Below are 26,930 nucleotides of genomic sequence, written 5' to 3'. Positions count from 1 at the left end.
CGAAACGGAATTCCATCCTGAAGCACCAGTCTCAGATGGAGAGTGCCCCGTTCCTGGGCAATGACGAGCGCCTCTTCTGGCAACGCAGCGAGGACCGCAACCGTGGCACAGCTTCGCTTTACGACAAATTGGGGCTTGCCTGCTACGAGGCGATGGAGGCGTTTGTAGAGTATAAGCCGTTGTAACGAAACAATAAGAGAAGAAATCGGGACGCAAGGATACCGTAAATAGAAATGAATGTCCTTTAGCCAATATATACCCCTGAAAAATGAATATATACTGCATTCGCGGTTGAATATATACTGCATCCGCCTACGAATATATCTTCATCGGCAAACGCAGTACTATTGCGTTTGCAACTCAAACGGATTGGCTAATTGCGGACATTTATTAAATAGAAAAGTGTCCTTGTACCCGATTTTTTTATTCCACAAACTCTGAATGTCTTATCCGTTTTTCCCAGAAAAACAGTACCTTTGCATGCAAATATAAATAGTTTCATAAAGCGATATGGAAAAGGAAAGTTTGATTAAAAGGTATTTGGTTTTTATTTTAGGTCTGTATTTCTTGGCAATGGGAATCGTATTGATTGTGCATTCGGCATTAGGAACCACCCCCATTTCCAGTACCAATTACGTGTTGAGTCTGAATACTCCGCTTACCTTGGGAACATGGACATTTATCACCAATATGCTGATGGTACTGATTCAGCTTTGGCTTATCCGGGGTAGGTACGGTACGCGCAAAGATGTGGTAGAAATCTTGCTTCAGATACCCTTGTCGTTCGTATTTTCTGCATTTATTGATTTGAACATGTGGCTTACTTCAGAGTTGCATACTACGGGTTACCTGATGTCAATAGGAGTTTTGTTGACGGGATGTCTGGTTCAGTCGGTAGGTGTGGTGTTCGAAATCAAGCCTAAGGTAGCGATGATGAGTGCCGAAGGAACAGTGAAATATCTTTCTCGCCGTTTGCATAAGGAATTCGGTAATGTAAAGGTTGGTTTCGATGTAACGTTGGTTCTGATAGCTGTGCTTCTTTCGTTAGGCTTTACTCGAAGTATTGAAGGAGTACGTGAAGGCTCGGTTGTAGCAGCACTTATTACTGGTTATATTGTGAATTTCTTGAATCATAAAATCATGACCCGCAAGATGCTTTACCGGCTGATGCCAGTACGTATTTTGCATAAATAAACAGCTGAGTGTTGGAGGTGTGTCTGTTTGTCTTGACACACCTTTTGGGGGCAGAACAGTATCAATACAGTTTCTTTATCAGGTCGCTTCTCCCTATCCGTTTCAGTTCGGCAATGATTTTGCGCCGTTCTTCAGGCTTATACCAGAAGAAGAACATACGTTGCGCCAACTTTTCTTTCTGTGTTTTTGCCGAGAAAACGGGTTCCAGTGTGTATGGATGCACACCTGTGTACCAGGCTTCTGTTGCGACAGTCATGGGAGTAGGTGTAAAGTCTTGTACCTGTTCTAAATGAAAGTCCAGCTTTTTAGTGATGACGGCAAGTTCGGCCATGTCCTCTTCTGTACATCCGGGATGACTGCTGATGAAATAGGGAATAATCTGTTGGCGCAGGTTCAATTCACGGTTCAGGCGGTCGAAGATTCGTTTGAATTCATAGAATTGTTCGAACGGAGGTTTGCGCATGATGTCCAATACCCGTGGGCTTGTATGTTCAGGAGCTACTTTCAGCCGTCCGCTTACATGACGTACGATGAGTTCGCGCGTATACTGTGCTGCACTCCGATTTACTTCAGGGTCTTTGCTTTGATGTAATAACAGGTCGTAGCGCACTCCGCTTCCGATGAAACTCTTTTTGATGCCGGGCAAGGCATCCACGCTGTGATAGATGTCCAGTAGCGGGCGATGGTCGGTATTCAGGTTCGGACAAATTTTCGGGTGCACACACGAAGGGCGTTTGCACTTGTGACACAACTTTTCATCTTTCCCATGCATGGCATACATGTTGGCAGATGGTCCGCCCAAATCGCTTAGGTAACCTTTGAAGTCGGGCATTTCTGTAATTGCTTTTACTTCTTTCAGAATGCTTTCCTTGCTTCGGCTCACGATGAATTTTCCTTGGTGTGCCGATATGGTACAGAATGCGCAGCCTCCGAAACATCCCCGGTGGATATTGACCGAGAATTTAATCATATCGTATGCAGGGATGCGCTTGCCTTTGTATTTCGGATGAGGCAAGCGTGTATAAGGAAGGTCGAACGAATGGTCCAGTTCTTTTTGGCTCATGGGTGGATAAGGTGGATTTACGACTACTACCTTATCGCCTGTTTCCTGCCAAATACGCAATGCTTCATATTTGTTCGATTCTTCTTCGATGTGGCGGAAGTTCTGCGCCTGTTTACGTTTGTCGGCAAGGCATTCTTCATGCGAGAAGAGGTGCAGGTCTGTTTCTTCTGCAGCAAAACTTTTCCGGTCGGCCAGATAAGCCGTTTGTGGAATGTCGGTGGGTAGTGGCGTGCCGCATGTTTTCATGTGCCGGCACAGTTCGGTTATGGGCTTTTCGCCCATGCCGTATATCAGCAGGTTGGCACCTGAAGTTATCAGGATAGAAGGGCATACTTTATCTTGCCAATAGTCGTAATGCGTCAGGCGGCGCAGGGATGCTTCGATACCTCCCAGCACGACGGGTACATCCGGATACAGTTCTTTCAGGATGCGTGTATATACTATGCTCGGATATTCCGGCCGCATGTCGTGTCTTCCGTCGGGGGTATAGGCATCTTCGCTCCGCAACCGTTTGTTGGCAGTATATTTGTTTACCATGCTGTCCATACTTCCGGCGCTTATACCGAAGAACAGGCGTGGGCGCCCCAGCTTTTTGAAGTCACGCAGGTCGTCACGCCAGTTAGGTTGGGGCACAATGGCTACTTTCAGTCCCTCTGCTTCCAGAATACGCCCGATGACGGCAGCACCGAACGAAGGATGGTCGATATAAGCGTCTCCGCTGAATAAGATGACATCCAGTTCGTTCCAGCCTCTTAGTTCCACTTCTTTTTTTGTCGTAGGTAGCCAGTCTGTCAGTTGATAGGTTTTGTTTGTCATTGGGAGATTTCAGGGTTTGAGGTTTTCATCATAAGGAGGACACAGAAAGACTCTCTTTTTGTTTATCTGTTTATTTCCGTGCCCTCCGTGTGAATGTAGAAATTCAAAACAGTTTCTCAGTTCAGAGGTTCGTTCAGCAGTTCGGGGCTAAGGCTGCCTTCCTGCTCACGTTGCCATTTGATGTACAGCTGGATAAGCTGATACAGGCCAAATGCTTTCATGTTGTTGTGATAAATCACATCAATGCACAGGTCGAGCAGGTCTTTGCAATTACCTTCAGAAGAAACGATGAGCGAACGCACGTTCAGTTTCAGTTTGTCCAGAACCGATTCGTCTACAATGCCGTTGCTGTCTATCAGGTGTTGGAACAAGGCATATTTTTCAATGGTTTTCAGGTGTTCTTCTGATATTTCCATAGTCCGTGTGCCGGACGGGTTTGCTTGAATTGTAAACATGATATTTGTCGTTTTTGAGGTTAATGTAAAGCAAAGATAACCGTTTTTTCTTATTCTGTGTATTCTTGAGCGGATTTTTTCACATATACATGGTGAGGCGCACGTCTCCTGATGCCGATAAGACGTGTTTTTCACCTGTTTACCCCCAATCAGCACGTAGAATATTTTAATGAATTCCGCATCTTGTCAATTAACTTGTAGGGAAGGGTTTGCCTGCCCGAATACATCCACGCAGGCGCATACGGGCGGGTGGACACCGTCCCTACATTGGCTCATTGCGGTATTCATATTGTAATTTACTCTTTACTATTTTGATATTATACCATGCGCGGTATGAATTTGTGCATTTTCTTGAACATTTCGCACCGCTTTTGTAGAGACGATGTGCACATCGTCTCTACTACGTGGCATATACAAAATGCACATTTTCATACCGCGCAAAGGACCAAAAAATCACCCAAAGCACACACGGAAACGGATACATCAAGCCAAGAAAAACTTTTTGGAGAAATTCAAAACAGCTTCTAAGAATACAACAGAAGATGTGCAAACCGGTGATTTGCAGCTTCGCAGGTATCAATGAAAAACAATAATAACATAAAAATTAGCAAAAGATGAAAAAGAATATATTGAAAATCACGTTTGCAGCCGCTTTGGCTGTAGTCGCAGGTGTAACGGCTTATCAGGCGCAGAATAAAGAAATGTCCTGTTGTAAATATACTGCGAATAAATATAGTGCTTGTTCTGCGATAGATGTTTGTCCTTAATAGTATAGGAGATTTTGTGAAGAATATTTATATCGAACGCATGATTCGGTTGTAGGATTATGCGTTCTGTAATATTAATTTCAATATAAGGGTAAACAAGATGAAGTATGTGTATGTGATTTTAGTATTTTTGCTTTGTGGATGCTCCCGTTCTTTCCGTTCGGGCGGTGAGGCATGTAAGGTCCCGGCGAATATACCACGGTTACCCGTCTGATGGTCGGCAGTCATCCGGAGGCCTTGTATGTATATGATAAGGTGGCGGGGAAAATTCATATATATATACTTTTACCGGTGATTTTCTCCGTACGATTACGACTGAATATATGGCTAATCATATAACGTTGTTGCCCGACGGCAGTTTCCTTTGTTTTACACCGGATTTCATTTATAATGGTCCGTGCGGCCTTTGGCGGATGTCTGCTGATGGTAAGTTGTGCAAGATGCTGTTGGAATATAAGGAAAAGTATCCGGTAGTCTCTGCCTATTGGAACCGGTTTTATGCCGTATCTTCTCAAACGGTTGGCATTGCGTGTCCGGCTACTGACCGGTATCTGCATTACGATTGCAAGGCGGATTCAGTGAGTATGGAATTGCAAATCAATTCCCGGCAGCATACTACTTTCCAGTCCGTAGCAGTTCAGTCCTCGCTCAGTCCCTTGCAGCCAGGACTGCAGTCCTACCCTATATAGGACTGTAGTCCTATTCCGCTGGGACAGCAGTCCTGACTGTAAGGGACTTTTCATGCAGTCGGCTTCTGCGGACGAACAAAGGAAGTAATCCATGAATTGATACTTCATCCGTCTACGGATATATACTTCATTGGCAGATGCAGTACTACTTCAGACAATCTTTCCGCCGTTGAGGATAATCTGCATAATTTAGATGCGTTTGTTCTGAAAAAGAAGATAAGTAGTTTTGTCTTTTGAATGGTATTTTATAATTTTGCGCGTGAATAATTTTTTTATAAAATAGCCAAGTGAATATGAAATATGCTCTTGTAACAGGTGGCTCAAGAGGGATAGGACGGGCGGTTTGTCTGACACTGTCGCAAATGGGTATACCGGTTCTGATTAATTATCAGTCTAATGATACAGCAGCCCGTGAGGTTTTAGATACGGTTGTTTCCCGTGGTGGAAGCGCAGAGTTACTGAAGTTTGATGTCGGAAACGAGCAGGAAGTCTCTGTGGCTTTGGATGCATGGGAACAAAACCATCCGGATGATTATATAGCATACCTTATTAATAATGCAGGCATACGGCGGGATAACCTGATGTTTATGATGCCTGAACAGGACTGGCATGATGTCATCAATACTTCGCTGAACGGTTTTTATTACGTGACACGGAAATTGTTGCCTAAAATGCTGATGAGAAAACACGGAGGGCATATTGTCAACATGGCTTCTCTGTCGGGACTGAAAGGTATGCCTGGACAGACAAATTACAGTGCAGCAAAAGCGGCGTTGATAGGTGCGACCAAAGCTTTGGCACAAGAAGTTGCCAGTCGGAATGTGACGGTTAATGCCGTTGCTCCTGGGTTCATCGAAAGCGATATGACCAAAGATTTGCCTGTTGAAGACCTGAAGAAGATGGTTCCGATGAATCGTTTCGGCAAGCCGGAAGAAGTGGCAGCATTGGTCGGATTCTTGTGCTCGGATGCAGCCGGTTATATTACAGGCGAGGTGATTTCGATAAACGGTGGTTTGTATACTTAGTGCATAGGGCTTATGAATAAGAGAGTAGTAGTTACCGGTATCGGTGCATGGGCGTGCATCGGTACAGATATAGATACTATCAAGTGTTCTTTGTATGAAGGAAAATCGGGTATAGGTATTGATAAAGCCCGTATCGCTTATGGATTCAGGTCGCCTCTGACGGGAATCGTAGAAAAGCCCCAATTGAAAGGATTGCTTGACCGCCGTCAGCGGGCTTGCCTGTCGGAAGAAGCCGAATATGCATATATGGCAGCCCGTGAGGCTTTCCGGATGGCAGGTGTAGACAGCTCTTATTTGGCAGGCAATGAGGTGGGCTGTATTTTCGGAAACGATTCTACAGCAGAGGCTGTCATCAAAGGTTATCAGATTATGGCGGAAAAACACGACTCCGAACTGGTCGGTTCCGGGTCTATTTTCCAGTCGATGAATTCTACGGTCAATATGAATTTGTGCTCTATCTTTGGCTTGCGTGGCATCAACTTTACGGTAAGTGCCGCTTGTGCCAGCGGCAGCCATTCGATAGGTCTGGGTTATATGCTGATTAAGCAGGGATTGCAGGACATGATTCTGTGTGGTGGAGCACAGGAAGTCAATATGTACGGAATGTCCTCGTTCGATGCTATCCGTACTTTTTCGATGCGGACAGATGAGCCGGACAAGGCTTCCCGCCCTTTCGACCGTGACCGTGACGGTTTGATACCAAGTGGTGGTGCAGCGGCTCTTGTACTTGAAGAGTATGAACATGCCAGGGCGCGGGGAGCAGAGATTTTATGCGAAGTCTGTGGTTATGGTTTTTCCAGTAATGGTGGAGGTATCTCTCAGCCTAGTGATGAAGGGTCGGCACTTGCCATGATGCGGGCAATGAAGGATGCTGCGATTGAGGCAGACGATGTAGATTACATCAATGCCCATGCAACCTCTACACCGCGTGGTGACATGGTAGAGGCGATGGCTTTATCCCGTCTGTTCGACAAGAAACATGCATGGATATCCAGTACGAAGTCGATGACCGGGCATGAATGCTGGATGGCAGGTGCAAGCGAGCTGGTTTATTCGATTGTCATGATGCAGAATAATTTTGTGGCTCCTAACATTAATTTCATGAATCCGGACGAATATTCGGAGAAGTTGCATTTGGCTACAAAGACTATAGATATGGAGTTGGATGTTATATTAAGCAATTCTTTTGGCTTTGGAGGAACAAATTCGGCATTGGTTATTAAGAAGTTAAACAAATAAATATTTTTGAATGATGAAGAAGGTTATTTTGTCCCTTGTGTTTGTACTGGGAAGCTTATTTTATGTGGGAGCTCAAGAAAAAACAATATTGGATGTAAGCCAAGCACAGGTAGTTAATCTGGTTGTCGATTTTTCGAATGCTTCTATACATAACATGGATGAAAATGCTTTTTCAACCTATGAGCCGAGTTATGCCAAAGGAAAGAATGAAGTGATTGCTAAATTGGTTGAAGAATTTAACGATGAGGAAAAAGTAGGTTTTATATTGGGCAATTTCCCAAAAGCTGATTATACGGTTAAGGTAAATGTCGTGTCAGTCAGCAGGAAAGGTGACATGCTCAGCAATGCTGAGATTTTAGACATCGACGGGAATGTGATTGCTACGATTTCAGACATAAAAGGAGATGGAGGTACCTTTGGCTCTAACATGAACCTAATGGGTGACGGGTGTAAGTCTACCGGTGAAGCGTTGGCCAAACGTATGGCAAAGATGATAAAGGTTGAAAAGAAAAAAGCGAAACAATGATACATTTATTTCCTGCATTGGAAGAACGGTACACGAAGGAACATTTATCGGCACGCGAAGCACAACGCTTGGCAGAGTTTATTGCGTGGGGACCTGTGGTATTCCAAGTTGCTAGGATTATGCTTAAATGGGGCATCCTGGATCTGATAAGAGATTCTGGAGAAGGTCTTACACTTGAAGAAATCGTGAAGAAGACGAAACAGTCAGAGTATGCAGTCAAGTGTTTGCTGGAAGCTTCGTTGAGCATAGGTATTCTGTTGGTCGATGTGCAGGCCGAACGTTATACATTGAGCAAGACTGGTTGGTTTCTGATAAACGATCCGGCTACCCGGGTTAATATCGATTTTAATCAGGATGTGAATTATGAAGGGTGGTTTCATCTGGAAGCATCCTTGAAAGAGGGAAAGCCCGTGGGACTGAAACATTTCGGCGATTGGCCTACTATTTATGAAGGTCTTTCGGAGTTGCCGGAGCAGGTGCAGCGTTCATGGTTTGCATTTGACCATTTTTACAGTGATGCCTCTTTCCCTGAAGCTTTGCAGATTGTGTTTAAGAAGCATCAGACACGTTCGTTGTATGATGTAGGTGGAAATACGGGCAAATGGGCTTTACAATGTGTGCATTTTGATAAAGAGGTCGAGGTGACTGTTCTGGATTTGCCGCAGCAGATAGAGATGATGAAAAAACAGATAATGCCTGATGCAGAAGCCAGACGGATAAAGGGATTCGGCATGAACCTTTTGGATAAAAACAGTGCGTTCCCCCGTCGGGAAGGTGGTGTGGATGCAATATGGATGTCTCAGTTTCTGGATTGTTTTTCTATGGATGAAATCGTCAGCATTCTTTTACGCGCCAGGGAAGTAATGTCGGGTCAAACCCGGTTATACATCATGGAGACACTTTGGGACCGTCAGCATTTCGAACCGGCTGCTTTTTGTCTTACGATGACTTCGCTCTATTTTGCTGCTTTAGCAAACGGGAACAGCAAAATGTATCATACGAATGATTTGTCAGAATGTATCGGTAAGGCAGGATTGGAAATAGAGGAAATATTCGATGGCTTGGGCCAGGGACATAGTATTTTAGTTTGTAAATTGAAACAATAATAATTAAAGAAATATGAGCAGAAAAGAAATAGAACAAAAAGTAAAAGCGTTGATGGTAGACGAACTGGAAATAGAAGAGGATAAGATTTTTCCTGAAGCCAGTCTGAAAGATGATATGGGTATTGACAGTTTGGACTACGTGGACATTGTCGTTATTATAGACCGGGTGTTTGGTTTTAAGATAAAGCCCGAAGACATGACAGGGGTGAAGACTTATGGCCAATTCTGTGATTACATCGAAAGCAAGTTAAACTGTCAGTAATTCTTGTTATTGTATTGCAATGGAGAAGCAATGGGCAGGTACGACATACGGGAATAACTGGATGCATCGATGGCTGATTAGGATGTTGCGTTATATTGATGTAAGAGTGTTCTATGTTTTTACGGCACTTTTTGTTATACCGGTATGTTTGATACTGAACCCAAGCCGCAAGATTATTTTCCATTATATGCGTAAGCGCATGCAGTTCGGCTGTCTGCGCTCGGCGTGGTATACCTATCTGAACCATTGCCTTTTCGCCCAAGTAGTCATCGATAAGTTTGCCATGTATGCAGGAAAAAGGTTTGAAGTGAAGGTGGTTGGTTATGATGCTTATCTCCGTTTGCTTGAAAAGCCCGATGCGTTCGTACAGTTGAGTTCTCATATCGGGAATTATGAAATTGCCGGTTATTCTTTGAAGGCAGACAAGAAAGCGTTCAATGCTTTGGTTTATTGGGGGGAAAAGGAATCGGTAATGAAGAACCGGATGTTCCTGTTCAAGGATACACATATCCGTATGATACCTGTATCTCCGGATATGTCACATCTGTTCGATATCAATGCAGCCCTATCAAAAGGGGAAGTGGTAAGCATACCGGCAGACCGAATCTGGGGGTCGCCTAAAAAACTGGTGAAGTATTTCTTGGGTGGGGAAGCTTCATTTCCCTATGGACCTTTCAGCATAGCGACGATGCGTTCGCTGGACGTTGTGGCTGTAAACGTGATGAAGACTGCTGCAAAGCAATATACGATTTATATTACTCCTTTATTATATAATAAAGAGGCAAACGGCAAGGCTCGGATAGAAGAACTTTCTGATGCTTATGTGAAAGAACTGGAGAAAATGCTTGGCCTGTATCCGACACAATGGTATAATTATTTTGATTTTTGGCATGAATGAAGATGAATGAATTTGATTTTTATAACCCATCAGACGAATTTATGCGTAGTATCCGTCTGAGCGAACTTTTACCGCAGCAGCCTCCGTTTGTAATGATTGATTGCCTGACTCATTACGAAAAAGATAAAGTGGTTAGTGAGACTACAATCCGGGAAACAAATATTTATGTGGAACATGGAGTGATGCAAGGTTATGGACTTATTGAGAACATCGCCCAGACTTGTGCCGCACGTATTGGGTATATCAATAAATACATTCTGAAGCAGGGCATCCAAATCGGTTATATCGGTTCACTGAAGAATCTTACTATTGAATCGCTGCCTCATACGGGCGATGTGATAACGACAGAGGTTACGGTTCAAGATGAAATTCTGGGAATGATTTTGGCAAAGGCTATTATCCGAAAAGGCAATCAGCTCCTTGTAAATGCTGATTTGAAGATTGCTTTAAAAAGTTAGCTGGTATGGTATTGACGGAAAAAGTAGGAATAAAGGTCAGGTTTAGCGAAGTGGATATGATGAAGGTTGTCTGGCATGGTTCGTATGCTAAGTATCTGGAAGATGCACGTGAGGCTTTCGGGGAAAAATACGGACTTACTTATGAAGGATATCTGGAACATGCATGTTATGCGCCTATTGTGGATATGCAAATCCAGTACCGCAAACCTCTTAGGTATGGAAGCAAGGCTTATGTAAGCATATCTTACCAGCCTACAGAAGCAGCCAAGATTATCTTTCATTACGAAATCAGGGATTATGAGGATGATTCATTGTATTGCCGGGCCACTACCGTACAAGTTTTTATGGATATGGATTATCAACTCTTGTTTAGTAATCCTGATTTTTTTGAAGAATGGAAGCGCAAATGGCAACAGTAGTAGCACATAATATCATATCGCCACTTGGCTTTACGAGTGAGATGAATTATCATGCAATCAAGTGTGGCAATTCTTCGTTGCGTCTTTGCGAAAAAGCATTCGGTACCTCATTGTCGGTAACAGCGTCTGTCTTTGATGAGGCAATGCGGAAACAGCTTCTGGTTGAAGGATTTACTTGGTTTGAATCTCTTGTTATCCATTCGGTCCGGAAGGCGATTGCTGGCATCGGTATGGATGTATCGGGTAAAGAGGTATGTTTTGTGTTGAGTACCACGAAAGCGAATGTCGAATCGTTGGACACTATCTCGGATGAACAAGTTTTGCCAGGAAGAACGGCTGAGAAGATTGCCCGTTATTTGGGTTTTGTCAATGAACCTCTTGTGGTATGTAATGCCTGTATCTCGGGTGTCTCTGCTTTGATTGCTGCTTCGCGGCTGATTGATGCTGGTTTTTATCGTCATGTGGTGGTATGTGGTTGCGATGTGTTGGGAAAATTCATTGTTTCCGGATTTGAGTCTTTAAAAGCACTTTCTCCGGATGAATGCAGACCGTTTGACGAAGAACGCATCGGACTTAATTTGGGCGAGGCAGCCGCTACTGTCGTTTTGTCGGCAAGCAAGGGGAAATGGCATATCTGCAGAGGGGCGGTATGTAATGATGCATATCATATCAGTACTCCCTCGCCGAAAGGGATTGGTTCGGGGATGGCACTTGCAAAGGTGCTTGGCAATGAAAAAGAAGAGTTGGCTTTTATCAATCTGCATGGTACGGCAACTCTGTATAATGACCAGATGGAATGGAAAGCGCTTGAACGCTCTCACCTTACGGACGTTCCGGCAAATGCATTGAAAGGTTATTTTGGGCATACTATGGGGGCTGCTGGTGTAATGGAATGTATTATTTCGATGTTATCGGCAGATGATGGTGTTATCTTAGGTACCAGAGGTTTTCATGCTTCCGGTGTCTCAGGGGTTATCAATATGTCTTCCCATAACCGTAGTTCCGATAAAAACGCTTTTGTCAAACTCATTTCTGGATTCGGAGGGTGCAATGCAGCCGTTTTCTTTACTGGTAAGGCGGAAGAAGATAACCGTGTGTTACATCTTCCGGATTATACGACAATAAGCAAAGTTATTCTATCTTCGCAGGAAATATGGATAAATGAAAACCGGCTGCCGATGGTGGAAAGAGGGAAAAACCTGATAGTGGAACTGTATAAGCGCAGCATGGGAGACTACCCACGTTTTTATAAGATGGATGGTTTGTCTCGGTTAGGGCTGGTCGCTGCAGAACTGTTGTTCCAATCGGTACCGGATTTTGACAGCTATGAACAGACTGCCATTGTCCTGTTCAACCACAGTTCGTCTCTTTGTGCGGATAAGAAATACCTTGCATCTATCAGCGGGGAGAATAATTTTTTCCCAAGCCCCAGTGCTTTTGTTTATACTTTGCCCAATATAGTCAACGGGGAAATAGCATTACGGCATGGTATGCATAGTGAAACATCGTTTTATATTTTGCCAGAGCGGGATGAAAAAATGATGGGGCAACTGGTAAGTTCAACTTTGGCTGATGAAAATCTCTCTTATTGCTTAACCGGCTGGCTGGAATATATGGGAGATGATGATTTTGTAGCTGATATTAGATTGATTAAAAAAGTAAATTGAAAATAAGACACTATGGAAGATTTGGTATTGAAACTTAAAGAACAGATTATTGAAGCATTAAATTTAGAAGGAGTATCTCCTGAAGATATAGATGTCAAAGCACCGCTTTTCGGTGATGAAGGTCTGGGGCTCGATTCGATTGATGCCCTGGAGATTATTGTGCTGTTGGAAAAGAACTATGGTATCCGTTTGTCTAATGCAGCAGAAGGAAAGGCTATTTTTACCAGTATAGAGCATATAGCGGATTATGTAAAAGAACACCGCACTAAATAAGTGATTGTGAAACAACGTATAGCGATAACAGGCAGCGGCATCATTTGTGCGATAGGTACAGATAAGAAAACTGTATCTGATGCGCTGGTAGCCCGTAAGAGTGGTATCCAGGGCATGAAGTATCTTCCTTCGTGTCATAAAGACCTGCTGGTAGGAGAAGTAAAGCAATCGGATGAAGAGCTGAAAATTTCATTGGGCATACGGGCTGACAAGATTGTCAGCCGTACGGTCTTGCTGGGAGCCTATGCGGTGCGTCAGGCTTTGGATGATGCCGGTCTGAAGCTTCCATATTTGAAAACCAGGCGTGTCTGCTTTATTTCCGGTACTACCGTGGGAGGGATGGATGTGACAGAACGTTTTTATCATTCTATCCTGGCCGATGATACCTATTTGGATTATCTGGATGCATTTGATTGCGGTAAATCTTCGGTGGATATTGCAGAACTTGCAGGGCTTGATGCGGATACCTGTACTGTCTCTACGGCTTGTTCTTCAGCATTGAATGCAATTATTCTTGGAACGAGAATGCTGTTGGCTGGCGAAGCAGACCTTATTGTCGCTGGCGGGGCTGAATCTCTTTCCCTGTTTCATTTGAATGGGTTTAAGAGTCTGATGATTTTGTCATCTGAACCATCCCGTCCTTTTGATGCTTCCCGTTCAGGATTGAATTTGGGTGAAGGTGCTGCCTATGTCGTGCTGGAGCGTTTTGAGGATGCTGTTGCCCGTCATGCTGAAGTTTCGGCTTTCATAGCCGGATATGGTAACCGTTGTGATGCTTTTCATCAAACAGCCACATCTGAAAATGGAGAAGGTGCATATTTGGCTATGCAGGATGCCTTATGTATGGCGGGAATAGATTATACGCAGGTTGATTATATAAATGCTCATGGCACCGGAACTTTGAATAATGACCAAAGCGAATCGGTCGCTTTAAAGCGTTTGTTTGGCGGAAATATTCCACCGGTATCAAGTACCAAATCGTTTACCGGACATACGACGAGTGCATCAGGAGCGATAGAGACTGTTATTTCCTTGATAGCTATGCGGAATCATTATATTCCTGTTAATCTTGGCTGGCAGACAGCAGATACCAATTGTATTGTTCCCTTTATGGGTAATGGGCAATGCCGGTTGCAGTATGTGCTATGTAATTCTTTTGGTTTTGGAGGCAATGATACATCGTTATTGTTATCACAGCAGGAAAGTGAATTACCGTTGTCTGACAGTAAAGTGGAGGCTGAAATTCTTTCCGGGTATGAATTAAAGAATTTGGATGAACTGAAGCTGTTGAAGCAGTTTATTCCGCCTATTGAGCAAAGGCGTATGGACTTATTGACCAAAGCGGCTATGTACACTTCTTTGAAAGTACTTTCGGAAGCCGGCATTCATTCGCCGGATGCCATTATTGTAGCGACTTCACACGGAATGCTGACTAACAGTGAAAAGATTCTGCAAAGCATTGATACTTTGGGTGAAGATAGTGTCAGCCCTACGCTTTTTATGCAAAGTACACATAATACCCTGGCCGGAATCCTGGCTGTACGTTTGAAATGTCATGGTTATAACATGACGTATGTGCAAGGTGAGGATTCTTTGCGGTGGGCAATAGCGGATGCACGGATGCTTATAACTGAAGGCAAGGCTAAGGTGGTGCTTGTAGGATGTCATGATGAATGTACCGGACAATATGCTTCGTTCCTTAAACGTGCCGGGAAAAAGGAATTGCCATGCATCAGTTCAAAGAGTTTGGTTATAGTGAAAAAAGATAATAAGTAGACAGCTATGAATTTCGGACTTTTCCCTTTGGCGGTTATTCAGAGTATCTTGCTTACGTTAGGGCAAGTTACCTTGAAGTTTGGATTGATGAGAATGGAGCCTTTCGGCTGGACCAGATCATTTTGGATTTCGGTCTTTGCCAATTGGCAATTTGCTTTGAGCGGCATTTGTTTTGGTGCAGCCAGTTTGCTTTGGATGTATATTCTTAAACATTATCCGTTAAGTTCATCTTATCCATTGGTGAGTTTAAGCTATGTCTTCGGGCTGTTGGCTGCAATGGTCTTTTTTCAGGAAGAAGTAGACTTCTATAAATGGTTAGGAGTGTCTTTAATTGTGTTAGGTTGTTTTATTATAGCGAATTAGTTAAATTTTATACTCTATGAATAGATTCTTGTTATGGCTCGTATGCTGTTTGTCGCCACTTGCTTTTTGGGGTCAGGAGATATCCAAAGACGCGATAATTAAAGAGATAAGTAGGTCTGCTGCAACCATTAAAACCATGCAGTGTGATTTCGTTCAGACCAAACGCATGAAGATGTTGGGCAGTGAATTGGTATCAAAAGGAAAAATGAGCTGTTCGCAGCCGGATAAATTGAGGTGGGAATATCTTTCGCCTTATACCTATACGTTTGTTTTATACAAGAATAAGGTGATGATGAAGAAAGGGGAGCGTACAGACGTCATTGATGTAAACAGTAATCGGATGTTTAAGGAAATTGCAGCCATTATGTTGAACAGTGTACTTGGGAATTGTTTCTCGGACAAGAGTTTTGAAGTGGATGCTAAACAGGAAAACGGACAGTATGTAGCGACATTGTTACCGATGAAAAAAGAAATGAAGATGATGTTCTCGCGTATTGTGCTTCATTATGATAAAGTGCAATCCATGGTTCATGAGGTAGAACTGTATGAAAAAAACGGTGACAATACTACGATTACACTGACTCATGTACGTAAGAATGAACCTATTGATGAAAAAATATATGATGTTGAATAGCCTGAAGTCTAGGATTGTTATTCTTGTCTTATGCTTTGGGGCTGTGTGCCAATGGGCAGCAGGACAGTCGTTCCCGGAAAAGGAAGGTGAACGTGTATATTATGATTTTTCGATGCGCAGGTCGGATATGGAGTTGAGTGGTATCTGTATCTTGCTTTGCAGTGGAGATACGGTGAAGGCAAGTATTGTAAATAATTTCGGAGCTACATTGATTGATTATTCTTATGATACGAAAAAGTCGAAAATAAAATTGCATTATGTTTTTGAAAAGCTGAACAAATGGTATATACGGCGTGTGTTGAAGCGGAATTTGAAGAAGATAATGTTAGCGATGCGTTCTGGAGAAAGTTCATATAAGGATGTAAGGCATAAACTGAGTTATACTTTTATTTTAAACCATGATATTGAGAAATAATTTATATACGGTTATCCGTAAAGAGGAAACATCTGGAGGCATTTCGTATGTTATCCGGTTGAATCCTGACCATTTTATATATGAGGCACATTTTCCTGGCGAACCTGTGACTCCGGGGGTATGTATCTTGCAGCTGGCTCAAGAGTTGCTTGCACTGGAAATAAATGAACATTTGGAGCTGAAGAAAATAAAAAATGCAAAGTTTACTGCGGTGATTTCACCAGACCAGTTGACGGAATTAACAGTAGCCTTTCCTTCGATAGAAATCGGTAAGGAAGAAGTTGCATGCCAGTGTGTGATAAGTAACATACAGCTTGATTTGGTTTATGCTAAGTTGTCTATCATTTGTCGGAAGCATGAGAGATACGAATTATAACCAACTTGACGAATTATGCGACCGTGGCATTTGCATAATCATACCTACTTATAATAATGAAAAGACTATCGTGGAGGTGGTGCAACGGGCTATGGAGCAATGCCGTGATGTGATTGTCGTCAATGATGGCAGTACGGATGCCACTACGGAATTGCTTCATGCCGTAAAGGGTATTACTCTTGTTGAATATGATAACAATAAAGGCAAGGGAAAAGCTTTGCAGCTAGGCTTTAGGAAAGCTCTTGAAATGGGTTTTTCGTATGCCATTACATTGGATGCCGACAACCAGCATTATCCGGAAGATATACCTGTGTTGCTTGAAGCCAATAAGAAATATCCGGGTTGCTTTGTTTTAGGGCGGAGGAATTTGTCTGGGGTAGAACGTTCTTTCGGAAGTAAGTTTGCAAATGTTTTCAGCAATTTCTGGTTTTGTGTGCAGACATTGCAGTATGTTCCGGATACCCAGACCGGTTATCGGTTATATCCCTTGCACAAACTTTACGGAATCAATGGGCTGACATCACGTTACGAGGCAGAACTGGAGTTGCTGGTCTTTGGAGCCTGGCGTGGTGTGAAAATTGTATCGGTTCCGGTGCGTGTCTATTATCCTCCTCGCGAAGAACGGGTGAGTCATTTTAGGCCAGGTAAGGACTTTTTTCGGATTTCGGTCTTGAATACGTTTTTGTGCCTGTTGGCTTTGGTATATGGATGGCCTTTAGCTGCATGGAGAGGATTAAGGATATTGGTTAGTACGCTCTTAGCCTTGTTGTTCTTCTTGGTAGGAACATTACTGGTGATTACTCCATTTTCGTTGTGTTATGTGGCTTTATCTAAAGTCGTAAAGTTGGATTTCAGTGCGATTCGTAAGCTTCTTCATGTATTTGGTTCTTTAACAGTCAGAATGCTTCCACTCATAGGGGTAAAGACGCGCATCATGAACCAATCTTTTGAAGATTTTTCAAAACCTGCCATGATAATCTGCAATCATCAAAGCCATTTGGATTTGATGTTGCAGTTGAGCCTGACATCTAAGATTGTATTTCTGACTAATGATTGGGTTTGGAAAAGCCGTTATTTTGGCTTTGTCATACGTCATGCCGAATATTACCCTATATCGGCAGGTATTGATGTGATTCTGCCTAAATTGAAGACATTGGTAGAGCGTGGCTATTGTATTTCTGTCTTTCCGGAAGGAACCCGTTCACCGGACGGACAAATCGGGCGGTTTCATAAGGGGGCTTTCTATATAGCCGAGCAATTGAAGCTTGATATTCTTCCACTGGTAATTTATGGTGCAAACAGGGTATTGCCTAAAAAAGGAAAATATATGCGGACCGGCAATATTCTTTTCTCTATCGGTGAACGGATTAGTCCCGTAAAACAAAGGGAAATAGCTGAATCCATTTTGCAGAGAGCAAAACTGTTCAGGCAGTTTTATGTAAATTCTTACCATAAGATTTGTAATAAATACGATCAGAATGCTTAACAAGGAGGTGATTGTTATTGGTGCCGGACTTGGCGGACTTTTTTCGGCTGCGTTGCTTTCGAAAGAAGGCATGAAAGTGACTGTTATTGAAAAAAACAGGAAGCCGGGTGGGGGAATGCAAAGTTACAACCGTAAAGGTGCTGTGTTTGATACCGATATGCATGTGATAACAAGCATGTTTGAAGGGGGGAGCGTATACAGGTTGTGCCGCTACCTGGGTATTTTGAATGATATTTGTATTGAAAATGTCGCTGATGGCATTTCTGATAAAATATATGTGGCAGAAGACAATTCTGTGTATAACATATCGGCAGGAAGGGAGGGATTCATGCAGTCTTTGTTGCATTATTTCCCTGATGAGGAGCACGACATCTGTGCATATGTAAAGGCATTGGATGCAATAACCGATGAGATGGATTTATTCTTGTTGCGTAATTCCAGACAAAACGTGTTTGTACAGAATGCAGACTTTTTTATGCCGGTCGACCAATTTATATCCAAGTATATCCATAACCTGAAATTGCGTCGCCTTCTGGCATACATGAATGTGCTTTATGCTGGAGATTGTAAGATAACTCCTGCTTATCTTCATGCCGTGATAGCTGTTCTGTTGCAAAAAGGGGTCAGCCGGTTCAAAGGAGGAACATACCGTTTTGTTGAAGTCTTGGTTCGTTTTATTCAGGCACATGGGGGTACGGTTATAACAGGTGAAGGGGTTTCCGACATCATTGTGGAAGGAGATAAAGTGAAGTATGTGAAGACAGATGCCGGCCGTGTCCTGTCTGCCGATGTATATATTTCATCTATACATCCGGCTGTTTTATTGGACTTGTTGTCTGATAGATTTGCAGTATCAAAATCTTATTATGCTCAATTGCAAGGAACAGAAGATTCATGTTCTGCATTTATTCTCAATATCAAACTCAAGAAAGATTCGTTTCCTTATATGCGTTATTCCAGTTACTACTTTGAGAGTTATGAGAGTGTATGGAGTGCCAACCGCAAAGGGGCTATCACGAAATTTATGTTCTTGACTCCCCCGGTGCAGGATCAGGGAGAATATGCGCATACTTTATGCATTACGGTTCCTATGGACTGGAATGAGGTGGTTGCTTGGGAAAACTCAACGATTGGGAAACGCAGTAAAAGTTATTATGAGTGGAAAGATAAGGTAGCTGAAACGGTTTTGAGCAAAATGGAAAGATTGTTTCCTTTTTTTAGAGAAGTTATCGCATTGGTAGATACGGCTTCGCCTCTTACGATTCGTGACCATACAGGAGTACGGCATGGGGCTATGTGCGGATATAAGAAAGATGTAAATAATTTTATTACTTCTCATTTGCCCGTCCGTACGCGATTGTCCAATCTGTTATTGACAGGTCAGAATGTGAATATCCATGGTTTTTGTGGAGTAATCTTGACTTCGTTGCAAACTTGTGAGGAAATTTTGGGAACTAATTATATAATAGAGAAATTGCATGTTGAAGGTTAAATTGTTCATACTTGCACTGGCATTTTCCATTAAAGGCTTGTCGCAGATAAATATTTGGGAAGGTACGGCTTGTCATGCAGATGTTATATTGACTCCTTATCTTTCGCCGGGAACGGATAATCCAGCAGTAGTTATTTTACCGGGAGGCAGTTATTTTTGGCATGCCGATGTAACAGAAGGCAGAGATGTGGCATTGTGGCTGCAAAAGAACGGTATATCTGCATTTGTCTTAAAATATCGGACAGCCAAGGTACCGGCATTCCTTTTCCGGTATCGGTATATCTTTAGAGGGAACCGTTATCCGGACCCGCAAAATGACTTACGGCAAGCTTTGCGTCTGATTAGGGAGAATGCAGCACAATATGGCATAGATGTAAAACAATTGGGGGTTATGGGATTTTCAGCCGGTGGACATCTGGCAATGTCGTCCGTGGTTTTGTTCCCCAAATCGGAATGGCCGGCTTTCATTGCTTCTGTCTATCCTGTAGTTACGATGAACGCTCCTTATGTCCATAAGCGTTCCCGTCGTGCATTGTTGGGAGACAATCGGATATGCAACCGTGTATTGTGTGATTCATTATCTTTGGAACGGCATGTTCCTGTTGATTGTCCTCCAGTCTTTTTAGTCAATTGTAAAGACGATCCTACCGTTGATTATCATAATTCCGTATTGCTGGATTCGGCTTTGTCAGCTAATCATGTGCCACACCTGTATTTGCAGTATGAAACAGGAGGGCATGGATTTGGTGCATCCTCAACCAAAGGAACGGCTGAGAGCCGGGCTTGGAAAAAGGAGTTTTTAAATTGGATGAATAGTTTATTAAAATCTAAGTCAATAGCAAGATGATACGTTTTGTAATCCGATTATACGATTATATGGCTGCACATAAAAGGTTGTGTGTATTGTCTTTTGTTGCCGTTACGTTTGTTTTCCTTGTTTCGTTGGTACGTTTGGATTACAAAGAAGACATATCGGCTTTTCTTCCTGTCAGTGGAAGTGAGAAGGAAGCTCTTTCGGTTTATCAGGATATTTCGGGAGCCAATCGGATTATTGCCGTGTTCGAAAATCAATGTGACTCTGATAGCATCTCAGCTTCTCCAGAATCGGTTATTGAGGCTATAAAAGATTATGAATCAATCATCCAGGAAACGGATACCCTGCATTGGGTATGTGGTCTGACTACTCAGGTTGATTTGGAAAAATATAATGAGTTGACTAGTTATATTTATGCTCATATTCCATATTTCCTGACGTCAAAAGATTACGTCCGGCTGGATAGTTTGTTGAATACGGAGGGATTTATAAGCAGCCAGTTGGCTTTGGATAAGGAAATGCTGATGTTCCCGTCGTCTTCTCTTGTCTCGGAAAATATTTCACGTGACCCGTTGCATCTGTTTACACCTGTTTTGCAGTCATTGCAGACAATGAACGGAACGGCTTCTTTTGAAACTTATGATGGTTATATCTTTACGCCGGAAATGAATAAGGCTGTCGTGATGATGTATTCTCCGTTTGGGAATAGTGAAACGCAACACAATGCGCTCCTGGTGGATTATCTGTCATCTGTGGCTGATTCGCTGAAGATTTTACACCCCACGGTGAAGGTTCATCATACCGGTGGTCCCGTTATTGCTGTTGGTAATGCGAAACAGATAAAAAGTGATAGCCTTTTGTCGGCATCCATTGCCATCATTTTGATTCTTGTATTGCTTTTATATGCGTTGAAACGGTTTTATCACTTGTTTCTGATAGCCGTGTCTATTTTGTGGGGTTGGGTTTTTGCCATGGGGATGCTGTCGTTTATTTATAAGGACATATCTCTGATTGTGGTAGGGATATCCAGTATTATATTGGGTATAGCCATTAACTATCCCCTTCATCTGATTGCCCATTTATCAGCAACAACCAGTATCCGGAGCGCATTGCGTGAAGTTGCTGCTCCATTGATTATTGGCAATGTTACGACGGTAGGTGCCTTTTTGGCATTGATTCCTTTGGATGCTGTTGCATTGCGTGACTTAGGACTTTTCAGTACTTTCCTTTTAATAGGCACTATCTTGTTTGTAATCATGTATTTGCCTCATGTCCTCCGTAATAAGGTGCGTGTGAAGGAGGATTCCGGTGAGAAAGCTACTGAGGCACCTTTTGAATGGGCTGGCAAGTTGTCGTTTAAGGGGAGTCCGTTGGTTTTGCTGGTATTATTGGTGCTGACCCTTGTATTGGGGTATTTCAGTCTGTCGACACGTTTTGATGCTAATCTGGCAAATATCAATTATATGACAGAAGAGCAGCGGAAAGATATGCAGTATTTCCAACAGCTGGCATCTGATGAGGATAACGATTTGGAATCGGTATATGTGGTTTCGAAAGGTTCTTCTTTCGATGAGGCTTTATCTTTCCATTCTGCCATACAAGACTCTTTGGCAAGTTTGGTGCACCCTGCAAAAGGTGAACGTTTATATTCCTGTACACGTTTCTTTTGTTCGAAGGATGAACAGTTGGAGCGTTTGTCTTTGTGGCATCAATTTATAGATACTCATCGGAACAAGCTTTTCGATGAGTTCAGAGAGGCGTGTAGCCAGGAAGGTTTTGTTGAAGAGGCGTTTGTGCCGTATTTTGATATTTTATGTGCTGATTATGCGGGAACCTTGCCGGATAAAGCCGGTTTATTAAAGCATATTTCGGATTCGTATATCAGTATAGACAGTATATCCGGCACTTACAAGGTCGTTGATGTCCTGTCGGTTGATAAAGAGCGTGTGTATGCTATTGAAGAACAGGTATCAGACTGGAAAAATGCTCATTATTTCAGTTTTGACATCCAAGGCATGAACAGTGCTTTGGCCAATCATTTGTCTGATAATTTCAACTATATCGGTTGGGCTTGCGGTATGATTGTCTTTTTGTTTTTATGGTTTTCGTTCGGCAGGATTGAATTGGCATTGCTGGCTTTTTTACCGATGGCTGTCAGTTGGATTTGGATTTTGGGTATTATGGGCATTTTCGATATCCATTTTAATATTGTCAATATCATCCTTGCCACATTTATATTCGGACAAGGAGACGATTATACCATTTTTATTACAGAGGGATGTTGTTATGAATATGCTTACCGCAAGAAACTGTTGGCTTCTTACAAGAGTTCCATCATTCTTTCCGCACTGATTATGTTTATAGGTATAGGTACGTTGATATTTGCGAAACATCCTGCATTGCATAGTCTGGCAGAGGTGACAATTATCGGTATGTTTTCGGTGGTGCTTATGGCGTTTGCATTACCTCCGATTGTTTTCAATTGGATGGTAAGGCAAAAAGGTACTTACCGGCGTCGTCCGCTCACTCTTTCTGCTTTGGCAAGAACCTGGTTTTGCGGAATGTGGTGGTTGTGTCAATTGTTGGTCGGTTATCTGGCAGGAGGATTGCTTTTCTTATTCGTCAAGAGAAAAGTTCGGAGGCAAAGGGTGCTGAACCGGTTTGTAAGCTGGGTACACCGCATAGACCAGCATTTAATACCTGGGGTGCGTTATTCGCTGCGTAATCCTTACCGGGAAGATTTCGGAAAGCCTGCTATTATCATCTGCAACCATCAATCTCTGCTTGATCCGATGTGCTTGATGGCATTAAGTCCTAAGATACTTATCGTTGCCAATACGCATTCCAGTCATAATCCTGTTATTCGATTTATGTTCCGCTGGTTGGGCTTCTATACGATAGACCAGAACAATTTTAGGGCATGGCAAGACAGTTCTTTGCAACGTGATATCCATGTATTCCGTCATTATGTGGAACAAGGCTATAGCATAGCTGTATTTCCAGAAGGCATACGGAATGCGAAGTCTTCGATTTTGCGTTATCATAAGGGAGCTTTCTATCTGGCGCACGAACTAGGCATTGACATATTGCCGGTCATTATCCATGGGATGAATAACATCATGCCGCTGTATAGTTTTACCGCTCATCCGGGCAGGCTTACCGTTTGCATAGAGCAACGCATTACCTTATCGGATACATTACGGGGAGAAACCTATGCGGAAACGACAAGATTGGTACACCGCTTTTTCATTGAAAGATACGAGCATTTATGCAAAGAACTGGAAACCTCTTCTTATTATAAGAACCTGGTGCTGGAAAGATACATGTACAAGGGAACGGACGTATTTAGGATGGTAAAGGCAAATATGAGGAAATATGGCAATTATGCCCAATGGGTGGATAATTTGCCTTTGGATGTAAAGACTGTATATGTCAAGCATAGCGGTTGGGGGGAATTTCCTTTGTTGTTGGCATTGGTCAATCCCAATGTTTCGGTTGTAGCGTTTGAGTCGAATGAAGAAAAAAGGACTTTGGCGTATTATAGTGCAGACGGAATTGTTTCAAATTTGTTATATACAGATAATTTGTCTATCTTTGAGAACGCAAAGGATGAACCGCAATCAGTGGTTTATGATGCAAATAATCTGATGGTCTGATGTATATGAGAATTTGTTTCTTTATAGGGATAGTCTTTTTCTGCAGCTTGAGGATGATGGGGCAGGTAGAAGGGATTGTAATTCATCCCGACCATTCTGTGACCTTTACTTTTAAAGCTTCTCATGCAAGGATTGTCCAGATAGCCGGGTCTATGTTTGCCCAGCGTAATAGGATTAAAACTCCTATCGGTTCTTTCTCGAAAGAATCAAAGAAGAAAATGAAACGGGAAGGAGACTTCTGGACCTATACGACCGCTCCTTTGCCTTCCGAATTTTATACCTACCGTTATTTCGTGGATGAAGATACGATTTACCTGGATAGGAACAATCCGAACCGGGTGAGGGATATTGATAAAGAATTCAATTATTTTATCATTGGGGGAGGCATTGCCGATAATTATGCTACCCGGAATGTCAGGCACGGTACATTGCATCATGTATGGTATCCGTCTGAACTCAATGGAATGAAAAAGCGGCGCATGACCATATACCTTCCGGCGGCTTATAGCTCGGGTAAATCGTCTTATCCAGTTTTGTATTTGCTGCATGGTTCGGGGGGTGATGAAGATTCTTGGACAGCTTGCGGAAGGGCTATGCAGATATTGGACAATCTGATAAGCCAAGGGCTTTGCCGGCCAATGATTGTAGTGATGCCTAACGGGAATGTCACATTGGCCGCTGCGCCTGGAAGCGATCCGGCTCATCCGGATGTCCAGCCTGATGCCAATAATGTGGCATCGATGTTCGGGAAGTTTGAAAAATCTTTTGTAAAAGAAATCGTCGGTTATGTAGATGCCCATTACCGGACAATAAAGAACAAGGATGGGCGTGCCATAGCAGGTTTGTCGTTGGGAGGATTGCATACGCTGTATATTTCGTTGAACAATCCGGAGGTGTTTGATTATATCGGCCTGTTTTCAGCACAGACCACCAATGCGTTGAATAATAAAAGGATTCAGGGCATGAGGGGCATCAATGATGCTTGGAACGACCTTAAAAGTATTTTGCCTTTTATCGGGAACCGAGGTTTGGATAAAAAGATATCTTCGTTGACGGAAGGTGCCAATAACGGCGATTTAGCAATCTATGAACACATGCAGGAAAAAATGGAACGTTTGTTTGCTGATCCTCCGGCACTTTATTATATTGCCGTGGGAAAGGATGATTTTACAAAGAAATTGAATGATGATTTGCGCGAATTGTTGGATGCAAATGCTTATCCCTATGTTTACCATGAGACGGATGGTGGGCATACATGGGAAAACTGGCGCAAATATCTGGTTGATTTTTTACCAAAACTATTTAAATAGGATATGAAAGAGCGTATTCGGACATTGCTTGAAGCAGAACTCCCGATTGTGGATTTTGATTCAGAATTTTTATTTAGCGAGTTGGATTCTTTAGGTGTAGTTACCATATTGATGATTCTTTCTCAAGAGTTTGGTATAGAGTTGGAATCCCGTGATGCCACACCTAAAAACTTCAGGTCGCTGGATACGTTGGTAGAACTGGTTGAGCGTAAACTGTCGGAGAAACATGACAAAGCTTGACGATTATTTGATACGCCATGCAGAGGAAAGGCCGGAGCATGATGCTTTGGTCTGTGGAACTGAATGTATTAGCTACGCCCGGTTATACGAACGTGTAAGGGAAGAAGCGGCGATATGGGCGTCTGTAAGCGGAAAGGCCGTTGTTGTCCGGGCTACTCAGTCGGTTGGTTTCATTGTGACTTATTTGGCGGTCCACTTGGCGGGCAAAACCGTTGTACCGTTAGAGAATGATATACCAGACGTCCGTATGGAACATATTGAACAGCAGGTAAGGGACAATGATATTCCGGAGGATGTCGCTGATATCCTTTTTACTACGGGTACTACCGGTGAACAAAAAGGAGTGATGATTAGTCATCGTGCCATTGTGTCGAATGCAGAAAATCTTATCGGGTCACAGGGGTACACCGATGAGACCGTATTCGTAATCAGCGGTCCTCTGAACCATATCGGAAGCCTTTCTAAAATTTGGCCTGTCATCATGCTGGGTGGAACTATTATTATTACCGAAGGCATGAAAAACATGGATGCTTTTTTATCCGCATTCGAGTATCCTTCTTTCAGGCTTGCATCTTTTTTGGTTCCGGCAAGTTTGCGTATGCTGATTCAGTTTGCTTCCGGAAAATTAAGTGCTTTGGCAGGTAAGATAGATTTTATCGAAACCGGAGCGGCACCGATGTCTCAATGTGACATGCTGGTTTTGCGTGAGTTGTTGCCGCATACCAGGCTTTATAATACCTATGCCTCGACAGAAACGGGTATTGTTTCTACGTATGATTATTCATGCAACGAGTGCATTGCAGGATGTTTGGGATATCCCATGAAGCATGCTTCGGTTTTTATAACGGAAGCAGGTTCGGTGGCATGTAAAGGGCCTATGCTCATGACGGGTTACATAGGCGAACCGGCTCTTACACATTCTGTTTTGCATGAAGAGGCGTTATATACGTCAGATTTAGGTTTTATCGATTCCAAGGGACGTCTGAACCTTCAGGGGCGCATGGATGATGTGATAAATATCGGCGGTTATAAAATCTCTCCTGTCGAAGTGGAAAATCAGGTTTTGGCATATCCTGGTATAAAAGAATGCATTTGTATCTGTGCGGAGCATCCGGTTATCGGGCAAGTATTGAAGCTTCTTTATGTAATAGACGAAACTCCGGATTTTAGCCAGAAACAATTGGTTAAATTCCTGAAGAGTAATTTGGAGGCGCATAAACTTCCTTTCCTTTATGAACGGGTAGACAAAATAGAAAGAACCTATAATGGAAAGATTAACCGGAATTATTATAGGATATGAATGAATAGTCTGTCTCGTCCATCACGGCAAGGATGGTTCCTTTGGTCAGTCCCGAATGGTTGGCGATTTGTTCGGTCAGCTTCTCGAACGTAACCGTCCCTTTCGACACGATTTTAGGGTAAAGGCGTGGTGTGGTGTCTTCCGCATTGGCAGAAGGCACAGGCAAGAAATCATAAAGAGCATCCATGATAATATGATACATTAAGGTTTA

30 protein-coding genes are annotated in these 26,930 nt (G+C 42.8%); 27 read left to right on the top strand and 3 right to left on the bottom strand.

Annotated elements, in window-relative coordinates:
- Together B5F71_RS11020 and B5F71_RS11015 are read left to right on the top strand one after the other, a co-directional pair.
- A partial coding sequence (locus B5F71_RS11020; RefSeq protein ID WP_143269882.1) for a hypothetical protein occupies nucleotides 1–185 on the top strand: 185 nt, incomplete at its 5' end.
- 325 nt (nucleotides 186–510) lie between these two features.
- Nucleotides 511–1,194, top strand: a complete 684-nt coding sequence (locus tag B5F71_RS11015) for a DUF6198 family protein (protein ID WP_087210190.1) — start codon at nucleotides 511–513, stop codon at nucleotides 1,192–1,194.
- A gap of 61 nt (nucleotides 1,195–1,255) precedes the next feature.
- On the opposite strand, the gene B5F71_RS11010 is transcribed toward B5F71_RS11015, so the two are convergent.
- Both B5F71_RS11010 and B5F71_RS11005 read right to left on the bottom strand, forming a co-directional pair.
- On the bottom strand, nucleotides 1,256–3,073 hold the full coding sequence (locus B5F71_RS11010; protein ID WP_022040325.1) for a YgiQ family radical SAM protein: 1,818 nt from the start codon (nucleotides 3,071–3,073) through the stop codon (nucleotides 1,256–1,258).
- A 116-nt stretch (nucleotides 3,074–3,189) separates the two neighbouring features.
- Nucleotides 3,190–3,528 (bottom strand): hypothetical protein, encoded by a 339-nt coding sequence (locus tag B5F71_RS11005; protein WP_022040324.1) that lies wholly within the window; start codon nucleotides 3,526–3,528, stop codon nucleotides 3,190–3,192.
- Nucleotides 3,529–3,946: 418 nt separating this feature from the next.
- Between B5F71_RS11005 and B5F71_RS11000 the strand changes: the two genes are divergently transcribed.
- The 25 genes from B5F71_RS11000 (at nucleotide 3,947) to B5F71_RS10880 (ending at nucleotide 26,719) form a co-directional block, all read left to right on the top strand.
- Nucleotides 3,947–4,111 (top strand): hypothetical protein, encoded by a 165-nt coding sequence (locus B5F71_RS11000; RefSeq protein WP_158098076.1) that lies wholly within the window; start codon nucleotides 3,947–3,949, stop codon nucleotides 4,109–4,111.
- Between the two features lie 31 nt (nucleotides 4,112–4,142).
- Nucleotides 4,143–4,295: a hypothetical protein gene (locus B5F71_RS20260; RefSeq protein ID WP_158098075.1), complete on the top strand. Its 153-nt coding sequence runs from the start codon at nucleotides 4,143–4,145 to the stop codon at nucleotides 4,293–4,295.
- 323 nt (nucleotides 4,296–4,618) lie between these two features.
- On the top strand, nucleotides 4,619–4,984 hold the full coding sequence (locus B5F71_RS10990) for a hypothetical protein (protein ID WP_143269881.1): 366 nt from the start codon (nucleotides 4,619–4,621) through the stop codon (nucleotides 4,982–4,984).
- 293 nt (nucleotides 4,985–5,277) lie between these two features.
- A complete protein-coding gene (gene fabG, locus B5F71_RS10985) occupies nucleotides 5,278–6,009 on the top strand; it encodes a 3-oxoacyl-ACP reductase FabG (RefSeq protein ID WP_087210180.1) in 732 nt (243 codons plus the stop codon).
- Between the two features lie 12 nt (nucleotides 6,010–6,021).
- Entirely contained in the window at nucleotides 6,022–7,248 is a 1,227-nt protein-coding gene (locus B5F71_RS10980; protein WP_087210177.1) for a beta-ketoacyl-[acyl-carrier-protein] synthase family protein, read from the top strand.
- Nucleotides 7,249–7,258: 10 nt separating this feature from the next.
- Nucleotides 7,259–7,774 carry a hypothetical protein gene (locus B5F71_RS10975; RefSeq protein ID WP_087210174.1) on the top strand — a complete coding sequence of 172 codons (516 nt, stop codon included), beginning with the start codon at nucleotides 7,259–7,261 and terminating at the stop codon, nucleotides 7,772–7,774.
- Complete coding sequence (locus B5F71_RS10970) at nucleotides 7,774–8,880, top strand: methyltransferase (RefSeq protein ID WP_087210202.1); 1,107 nt, start codon at nucleotides 7,774–7,776, stop codon at nucleotides 8,878–8,880. Before B5F71_RS10975 ends, B5F71_RS10970 begins: the two co-directional genes overlap by 1 nt.
- 13 nt (nucleotides 8,881–8,893) lie before the next feature.
- The gene (locus tag B5F71_RS10965; protein WP_022040318.1) at nucleotides 8,894–9,142 is read left to right on the top strand and encodes a phosphopantetheine-binding protein; all 249 of its coding nucleotides are present in this window, start codon (nucleotides 8,894–8,896) and stop codon (nucleotides 9,140–9,142) included.
- Nucleotides 9,143–9,290: 148 nt separating this feature from the next.
- Entirely contained in the window at nucleotides 9,291–10,040 is a 750-nt protein-coding gene (locus B5F71_RS10960; RefSeq protein ID WP_343285804.1) for a lipid A biosynthesis acyltransferase, read from the top strand.
- Between the two features lie 2 nt (nucleotides 10,041–10,042).
- Nucleotides 10,043–10,498 carry a pseudouridylate synthase gene (locus B5F71_RS10955; RefSeq protein ID WP_087210196.1) on the top strand — a complete coding sequence of 152 codons (456 nt, stop codon included), beginning with the start codon at nucleotides 10,043–10,045 and terminating at the stop codon, nucleotides 10,496–10,498.
- A 5-nt stretch (nucleotides 10,499–10,503) separates the two neighbouring features.
- Nucleotides 10,504–10,917: an acyl-CoA thioesterase gene (locus B5F71_RS10950; RefSeq protein ID WP_087210172.1), complete on the top strand. Its 414-nt coding sequence runs from the start codon at nucleotides 10,504–10,506 to the stop codon at nucleotides 10,915–10,917.
- Nucleotides 10,905–12,584, top strand: a complete 1,680-nt coding sequence (locus B5F71_RS10945) for a beta-ketoacyl synthase N-terminal-like domain-containing protein (RefSeq protein WP_087210169.1) — start codon at nucleotides 10,905–10,907, stop codon at nucleotides 12,582–12,584. Before B5F71_RS10950 ends, B5F71_RS10945 begins: the two co-directional genes overlap by 13 nt.
- Nucleotides 12,585–12,596: 12 nt before the next feature.
- The gene (locus B5F71_RS10940) at nucleotides 12,597–12,857 is read left to right on the top strand and encodes a phosphopantetheine-binding protein (RefSeq protein WP_022040313.1); all 261 of its coding nucleotides are present in this window, start codon (nucleotides 12,597–12,599) and stop codon (nucleotides 12,855–12,857) included.
- Nucleotides 12,858–12,863: 6 nt separating this feature from the next.
- Nucleotides 12,864–14,633, top strand: coding sequence for a beta-ketoacyl synthase N-terminal-like domain-containing protein (locus tag B5F71_RS10935; protein WP_087210193.1), 1,770 nt, complete (start codon nucleotides 12,864–12,866; stop codon nucleotides 14,631–14,633).
- Between the two features lie 6 nt (nucleotides 14,634–14,639).
- A complete protein-coding gene (locus tag B5F71_RS10930) occupies nucleotides 14,640–14,996 on the top strand; it encodes an EamA family transporter (protein WP_022040311.1) in 357 nt (118 codons plus the stop codon).
- A 16-nt stretch (nucleotides 14,997–15,012) separates the two neighbouring features.
- On the top strand, nucleotides 15,013–15,630 hold the full coding sequence (locus B5F71_RS10925) for an outer membrane lipoprotein carrier protein LolA (RefSeq protein ID WP_087210166.1): 618 nt from the start codon (nucleotides 15,013–15,015) through the stop codon (nucleotides 15,628–15,630).
- Nucleotides 15,617–16,045: a hypothetical protein gene (locus tag B5F71_RS10920; protein WP_087406383.1), complete on the top strand. Its 429-nt coding sequence runs from the start codon at nucleotides 15,617–15,619 to the stop codon at nucleotides 16,043–16,045. The genes B5F71_RS10925 and B5F71_RS10920 overlap by 14 nt, the downstream gene beginning before the upstream one ends.
- Nucleotides 16,029–16,421, top strand: a complete 393-nt coding sequence (locus B5F71_RS10915) for a 3-hydroxymyristoyl/3-hydroxydecanoyl-ACP dehydratase (RefSeq protein WP_022040308.1) — start codon at nucleotides 16,029–16,031, stop codon at nucleotides 16,419–16,421. The genes B5F71_RS10920 and B5F71_RS10915 overlap by 17 nt, the downstream gene beginning before the upstream one ends.
- Nucleotides 16,402–17,907: a glycosyltransferase gene (locus tag B5F71_RS10910; protein ID WP_087210163.1), complete on the top strand. Its 1,506-nt coding sequence runs from the start codon at nucleotides 16,402–16,404 to the stop codon at nucleotides 17,905–17,907. The genes B5F71_RS10915 and B5F71_RS10910 overlap by 20 nt, the downstream gene beginning before the upstream one ends.
- A complete protein-coding gene (locus B5F71_RS10905) occupies nucleotides 17,900–19,399 on the top strand; it encodes an NAD(P)/FAD-dependent oxidoreductase (RefSeq protein ID WP_087210160.1) in 1,500 nt (499 codons plus the stop codon). The genes B5F71_RS10910 and B5F71_RS10905 overlap by 8 nt, the downstream gene beginning before the upstream one ends.
- On the top strand, nucleotides 19,386–20,246 hold the full coding sequence (locus tag B5F71_RS10900) for an alpha/beta hydrolase (RefSeq protein WP_087210157.1): 861 nt from the start codon (nucleotides 19,386–19,388) through the stop codon (nucleotides 20,244–20,246). The genes B5F71_RS10905 and B5F71_RS10900 overlap by 14 nt, the downstream gene beginning before the upstream one ends.
- The gene (locus B5F71_RS10895) at nucleotides 20,243–23,869 is read left to right on the top strand and encodes a 1-acyl-sn-glycerol-3-phosphate acyltransferase (RefSeq protein WP_087210154.1); all 3,627 of its coding nucleotides are present in this window, start codon (nucleotides 20,243–20,245) and stop codon (nucleotides 23,867–23,869) included. Before B5F71_RS10900 ends, B5F71_RS10895 begins: the two co-directional genes overlap by 4 nt.
- A 218-nt stretch (nucleotides 23,870–24,087) precedes the next feature.
- Nucleotides 24,088–25,179, top strand: coding sequence for an alpha/beta hydrolase-fold protein (locus tag B5F71_RS10890; protein ID WP_158098074.1), 1,092 nt, complete (start codon nucleotides 24,088–24,090; stop codon nucleotides 25,177–25,179).
- 3 nt (nucleotides 25,180–25,182) lie between these two features.
- Entirely contained in the window at nucleotides 25,183–25,419 is a 237-nt protein-coding gene (locus B5F71_RS10885) for an acyl carrier protein (protein ID WP_022040301.1), read from the top strand.
- Nucleotides 25,406–26,719 carry a class I adenylate-forming enzyme family protein gene (locus B5F71_RS10880; RefSeq protein WP_087210148.1) on the top strand — a complete coding sequence of 438 codons (1,314 nt, stop codon included), beginning with the start codon at nucleotides 25,406–25,408 and terminating at the stop codon, nucleotides 26,717–26,719. The genes B5F71_RS10885 and B5F71_RS10880 overlap by 14 nt, the downstream gene beginning before the upstream one ends.
- Here B5F71_RS10880 and B5F71_RS10875 read toward each other — a convergent pair.
- Nucleotides 26,694–26,921, bottom strand: coding sequence for a hypothetical protein (locus B5F71_RS10875; protein WP_241148593.1), 228 nt, complete (start codon nucleotides 26,919–26,921; stop codon nucleotides 26,694–26,696). The genes B5F71_RS10880 and B5F71_RS10875 overlap by 26 nt on opposite strands.
- Between the last annotated feature and the right edge of the window lie 9 nt (nucleotides 26,922–26,930).

The organism is Bacteroides sp. An269, assembly GCF_002159755.1.
Classification (GTDB): Bacteria; Bacteroidota; Bacteroidia; order Bacteroidales; family Bacteroidaceae; genus Phocaeicola; species Phocaeicola intestinalis.
Note: the sequence above shows the minus strand (reverse complement) of the source record. Positions and strands in the feature narration are given on the sequence as shown.

Excerpts from the sequence above, each read along its gene's own strand:
- B5F71_RS10975 (WP_087210174.1), top strand. The coding sequence starts at position 7,259 with ATGATGAAGAAGGTTATTTTGTCCCTTGTGTTTGTACTGGGAAGCTTA.
- B5F71_RS10980 (WP_087210177.1), top strand. The coding sequence starts at position 6,022 with ATGAATAAGAGAGTAGTAGTTACCGGTATCGGTGCATGGGCGTGCATC.
- B5F71_RS10990 (WP_143269881.1), top strand. The coding sequence starts at position 4,619 with ATGGCTAATCATATAACGTTGTTGCCCGACGGCAGTTTCCTTTGTTTT.
- B5F71_RS10920 (WP_087406383.1), top strand. The coding sequence starts at position 15,617 with ATGATGTTGAATAGCCTGAAGTCTAGGATTGTTATTCTTGTCTTATGC.
- B5F71_RS10940 (WP_022040313.1), top strand. The coding sequence starts at position 12,597 with ATGGAAGATTTGGTATTGAAACTTAAAGAACAGATTATTGAAGCATTA.
- B5F71_RS11000 (WP_158098076.1), top strand. The coding sequence starts at position 3,947 with ATGCACATTTTCATACCGCGCAAAGGACCAAAAAATCACCCAAAGCAC.
- fabG (WP_087210180.1), top strand. The coding sequence starts at position 5,278 with ATGAAATATGCTCTTGTAACAGGTGGCTCAAGAGGGATAGGACGGGCG.
- B5F71_RS10915 (WP_022040308.1), top strand. The coding sequence starts at position 16,029 with ATGATATTGAGAAATAATTTATATACGGTTATCCGTAAAGAGGAAACA.
- B5F71_RS11010 (WP_022040325.1), bottom strand. The coding sequence starts at position 3,073 with ATGACAAACAAAACCTATCAACTGACAGACTGGCTACCTACGACAAAA.
- B5F71_RS10905 (WP_087210160.1), top strand. The coding sequence starts at position 17,900 with ATGCTTAACAAGGAGGTGATTGTTATTGGTGCCGGACTTGGCGGACTT.
- B5F71_RS10910 (WP_087210163.1), top strand. The coding sequence starts at position 16,402 with ATGAGAGATACGAATTATAACCAACTTGACGAATTATGCGACCGTGGC.
- B5F71_RS10950 (WP_087210172.1), top strand. The coding sequence starts at position 10,504 with ATGGTATTGACGGAAAAAGTAGGAATAAAGGTCAGGTTTAGCGAAGTG.
- B5F71_RS10875 (WP_241148593.1), bottom strand. The coding sequence starts at position 26,921 with ATGTATCATATTATCATGGATGCTCTTTATGATTTCTTGCCTGTGCCT.
- B5F71_RS10880 (WP_087210148.1), top strand. The coding sequence starts at position 25,406 with ATGACAAAGCTTGACGATTATTTGATACGCCATGCAGAGGAAAGGCCG.
- B5F71_RS10930 (WP_022040311.1), top strand. The coding sequence starts at position 14,640 with ATGAATTTCGGACTTTTCCCTTTGGCGGTTATTCAGAGTATCTTGCTT.
- B5F71_RS10885 (WP_022040301.1), top strand. The coding sequence starts at position 25,183 with ATGAAAGAGCGTATTCGGACATTGCTTGAAGCAGAACTCCCGATTGTG.
- B5F71_RS10895 (WP_087210154.1), top strand. The coding sequence starts at position 20,243 with ATGATACGTTTTGTAATCCGATTATACGATTATATGGCTGCACATAAA.
- B5F71_RS10925 (WP_087210166.1), top strand. The coding sequence starts at position 15,013 with ATGAATAGATTCTTGTTATGGCTCGTATGCTGTTTGTCGCCACTTGCT.
- B5F71_RS20260 (WP_158098075.1), top strand. The coding sequence starts at position 4,143 with ATGAAAAAGAATATATTGAAAATCACGTTTGCAGCCGCTTTGGCTGTA.
- B5F71_RS10965 (WP_022040318.1), top strand. The coding sequence starts at position 8,894 with ATGAGCAGAAAAGAAATAGAACAAAAAGTAAAAGCGTTGATGGTAGAC.
- B5F71_RS11015 (WP_087210190.1), top strand. The coding sequence starts at position 511 with ATGGAAAAGGAAAGTTTGATTAAAAGGTATTTGGTTTTTATTTTAGGT.
- B5F71_RS10955 (WP_087210196.1), top strand. The coding sequence starts at position 10,043 with ATGAATGAATTTGATTTTTATAACCCATCAGACGAATTTATGCGTAGT.
- B5F71_RS10890 (WP_158098074.1), top strand. The coding sequence starts at position 24,088 with ATGAAACGGGAAGGAGACTTCTGGACCTATACGACCGCTCCTTTGCCT.
- B5F71_RS11005 (WP_022040324.1), bottom strand. The coding sequence starts at position 3,528 with ATGTTTACAATTCAAGCAAACCCGTCCGGCACACGGACTATGGAAATA.
- B5F71_RS10900 (WP_087210157.1), top strand. The coding sequence starts at position 19,386 with ATGTTGAAGGTTAAATTGTTCATACTTGCACTGGCATTTTCCATTAAA.
- B5F71_RS10945 (WP_087210169.1), top strand. The coding sequence starts at position 10,905 with ATGGCAACAGTAGTAGCACATAATATCATATCGCCACTTGGCTTTACG.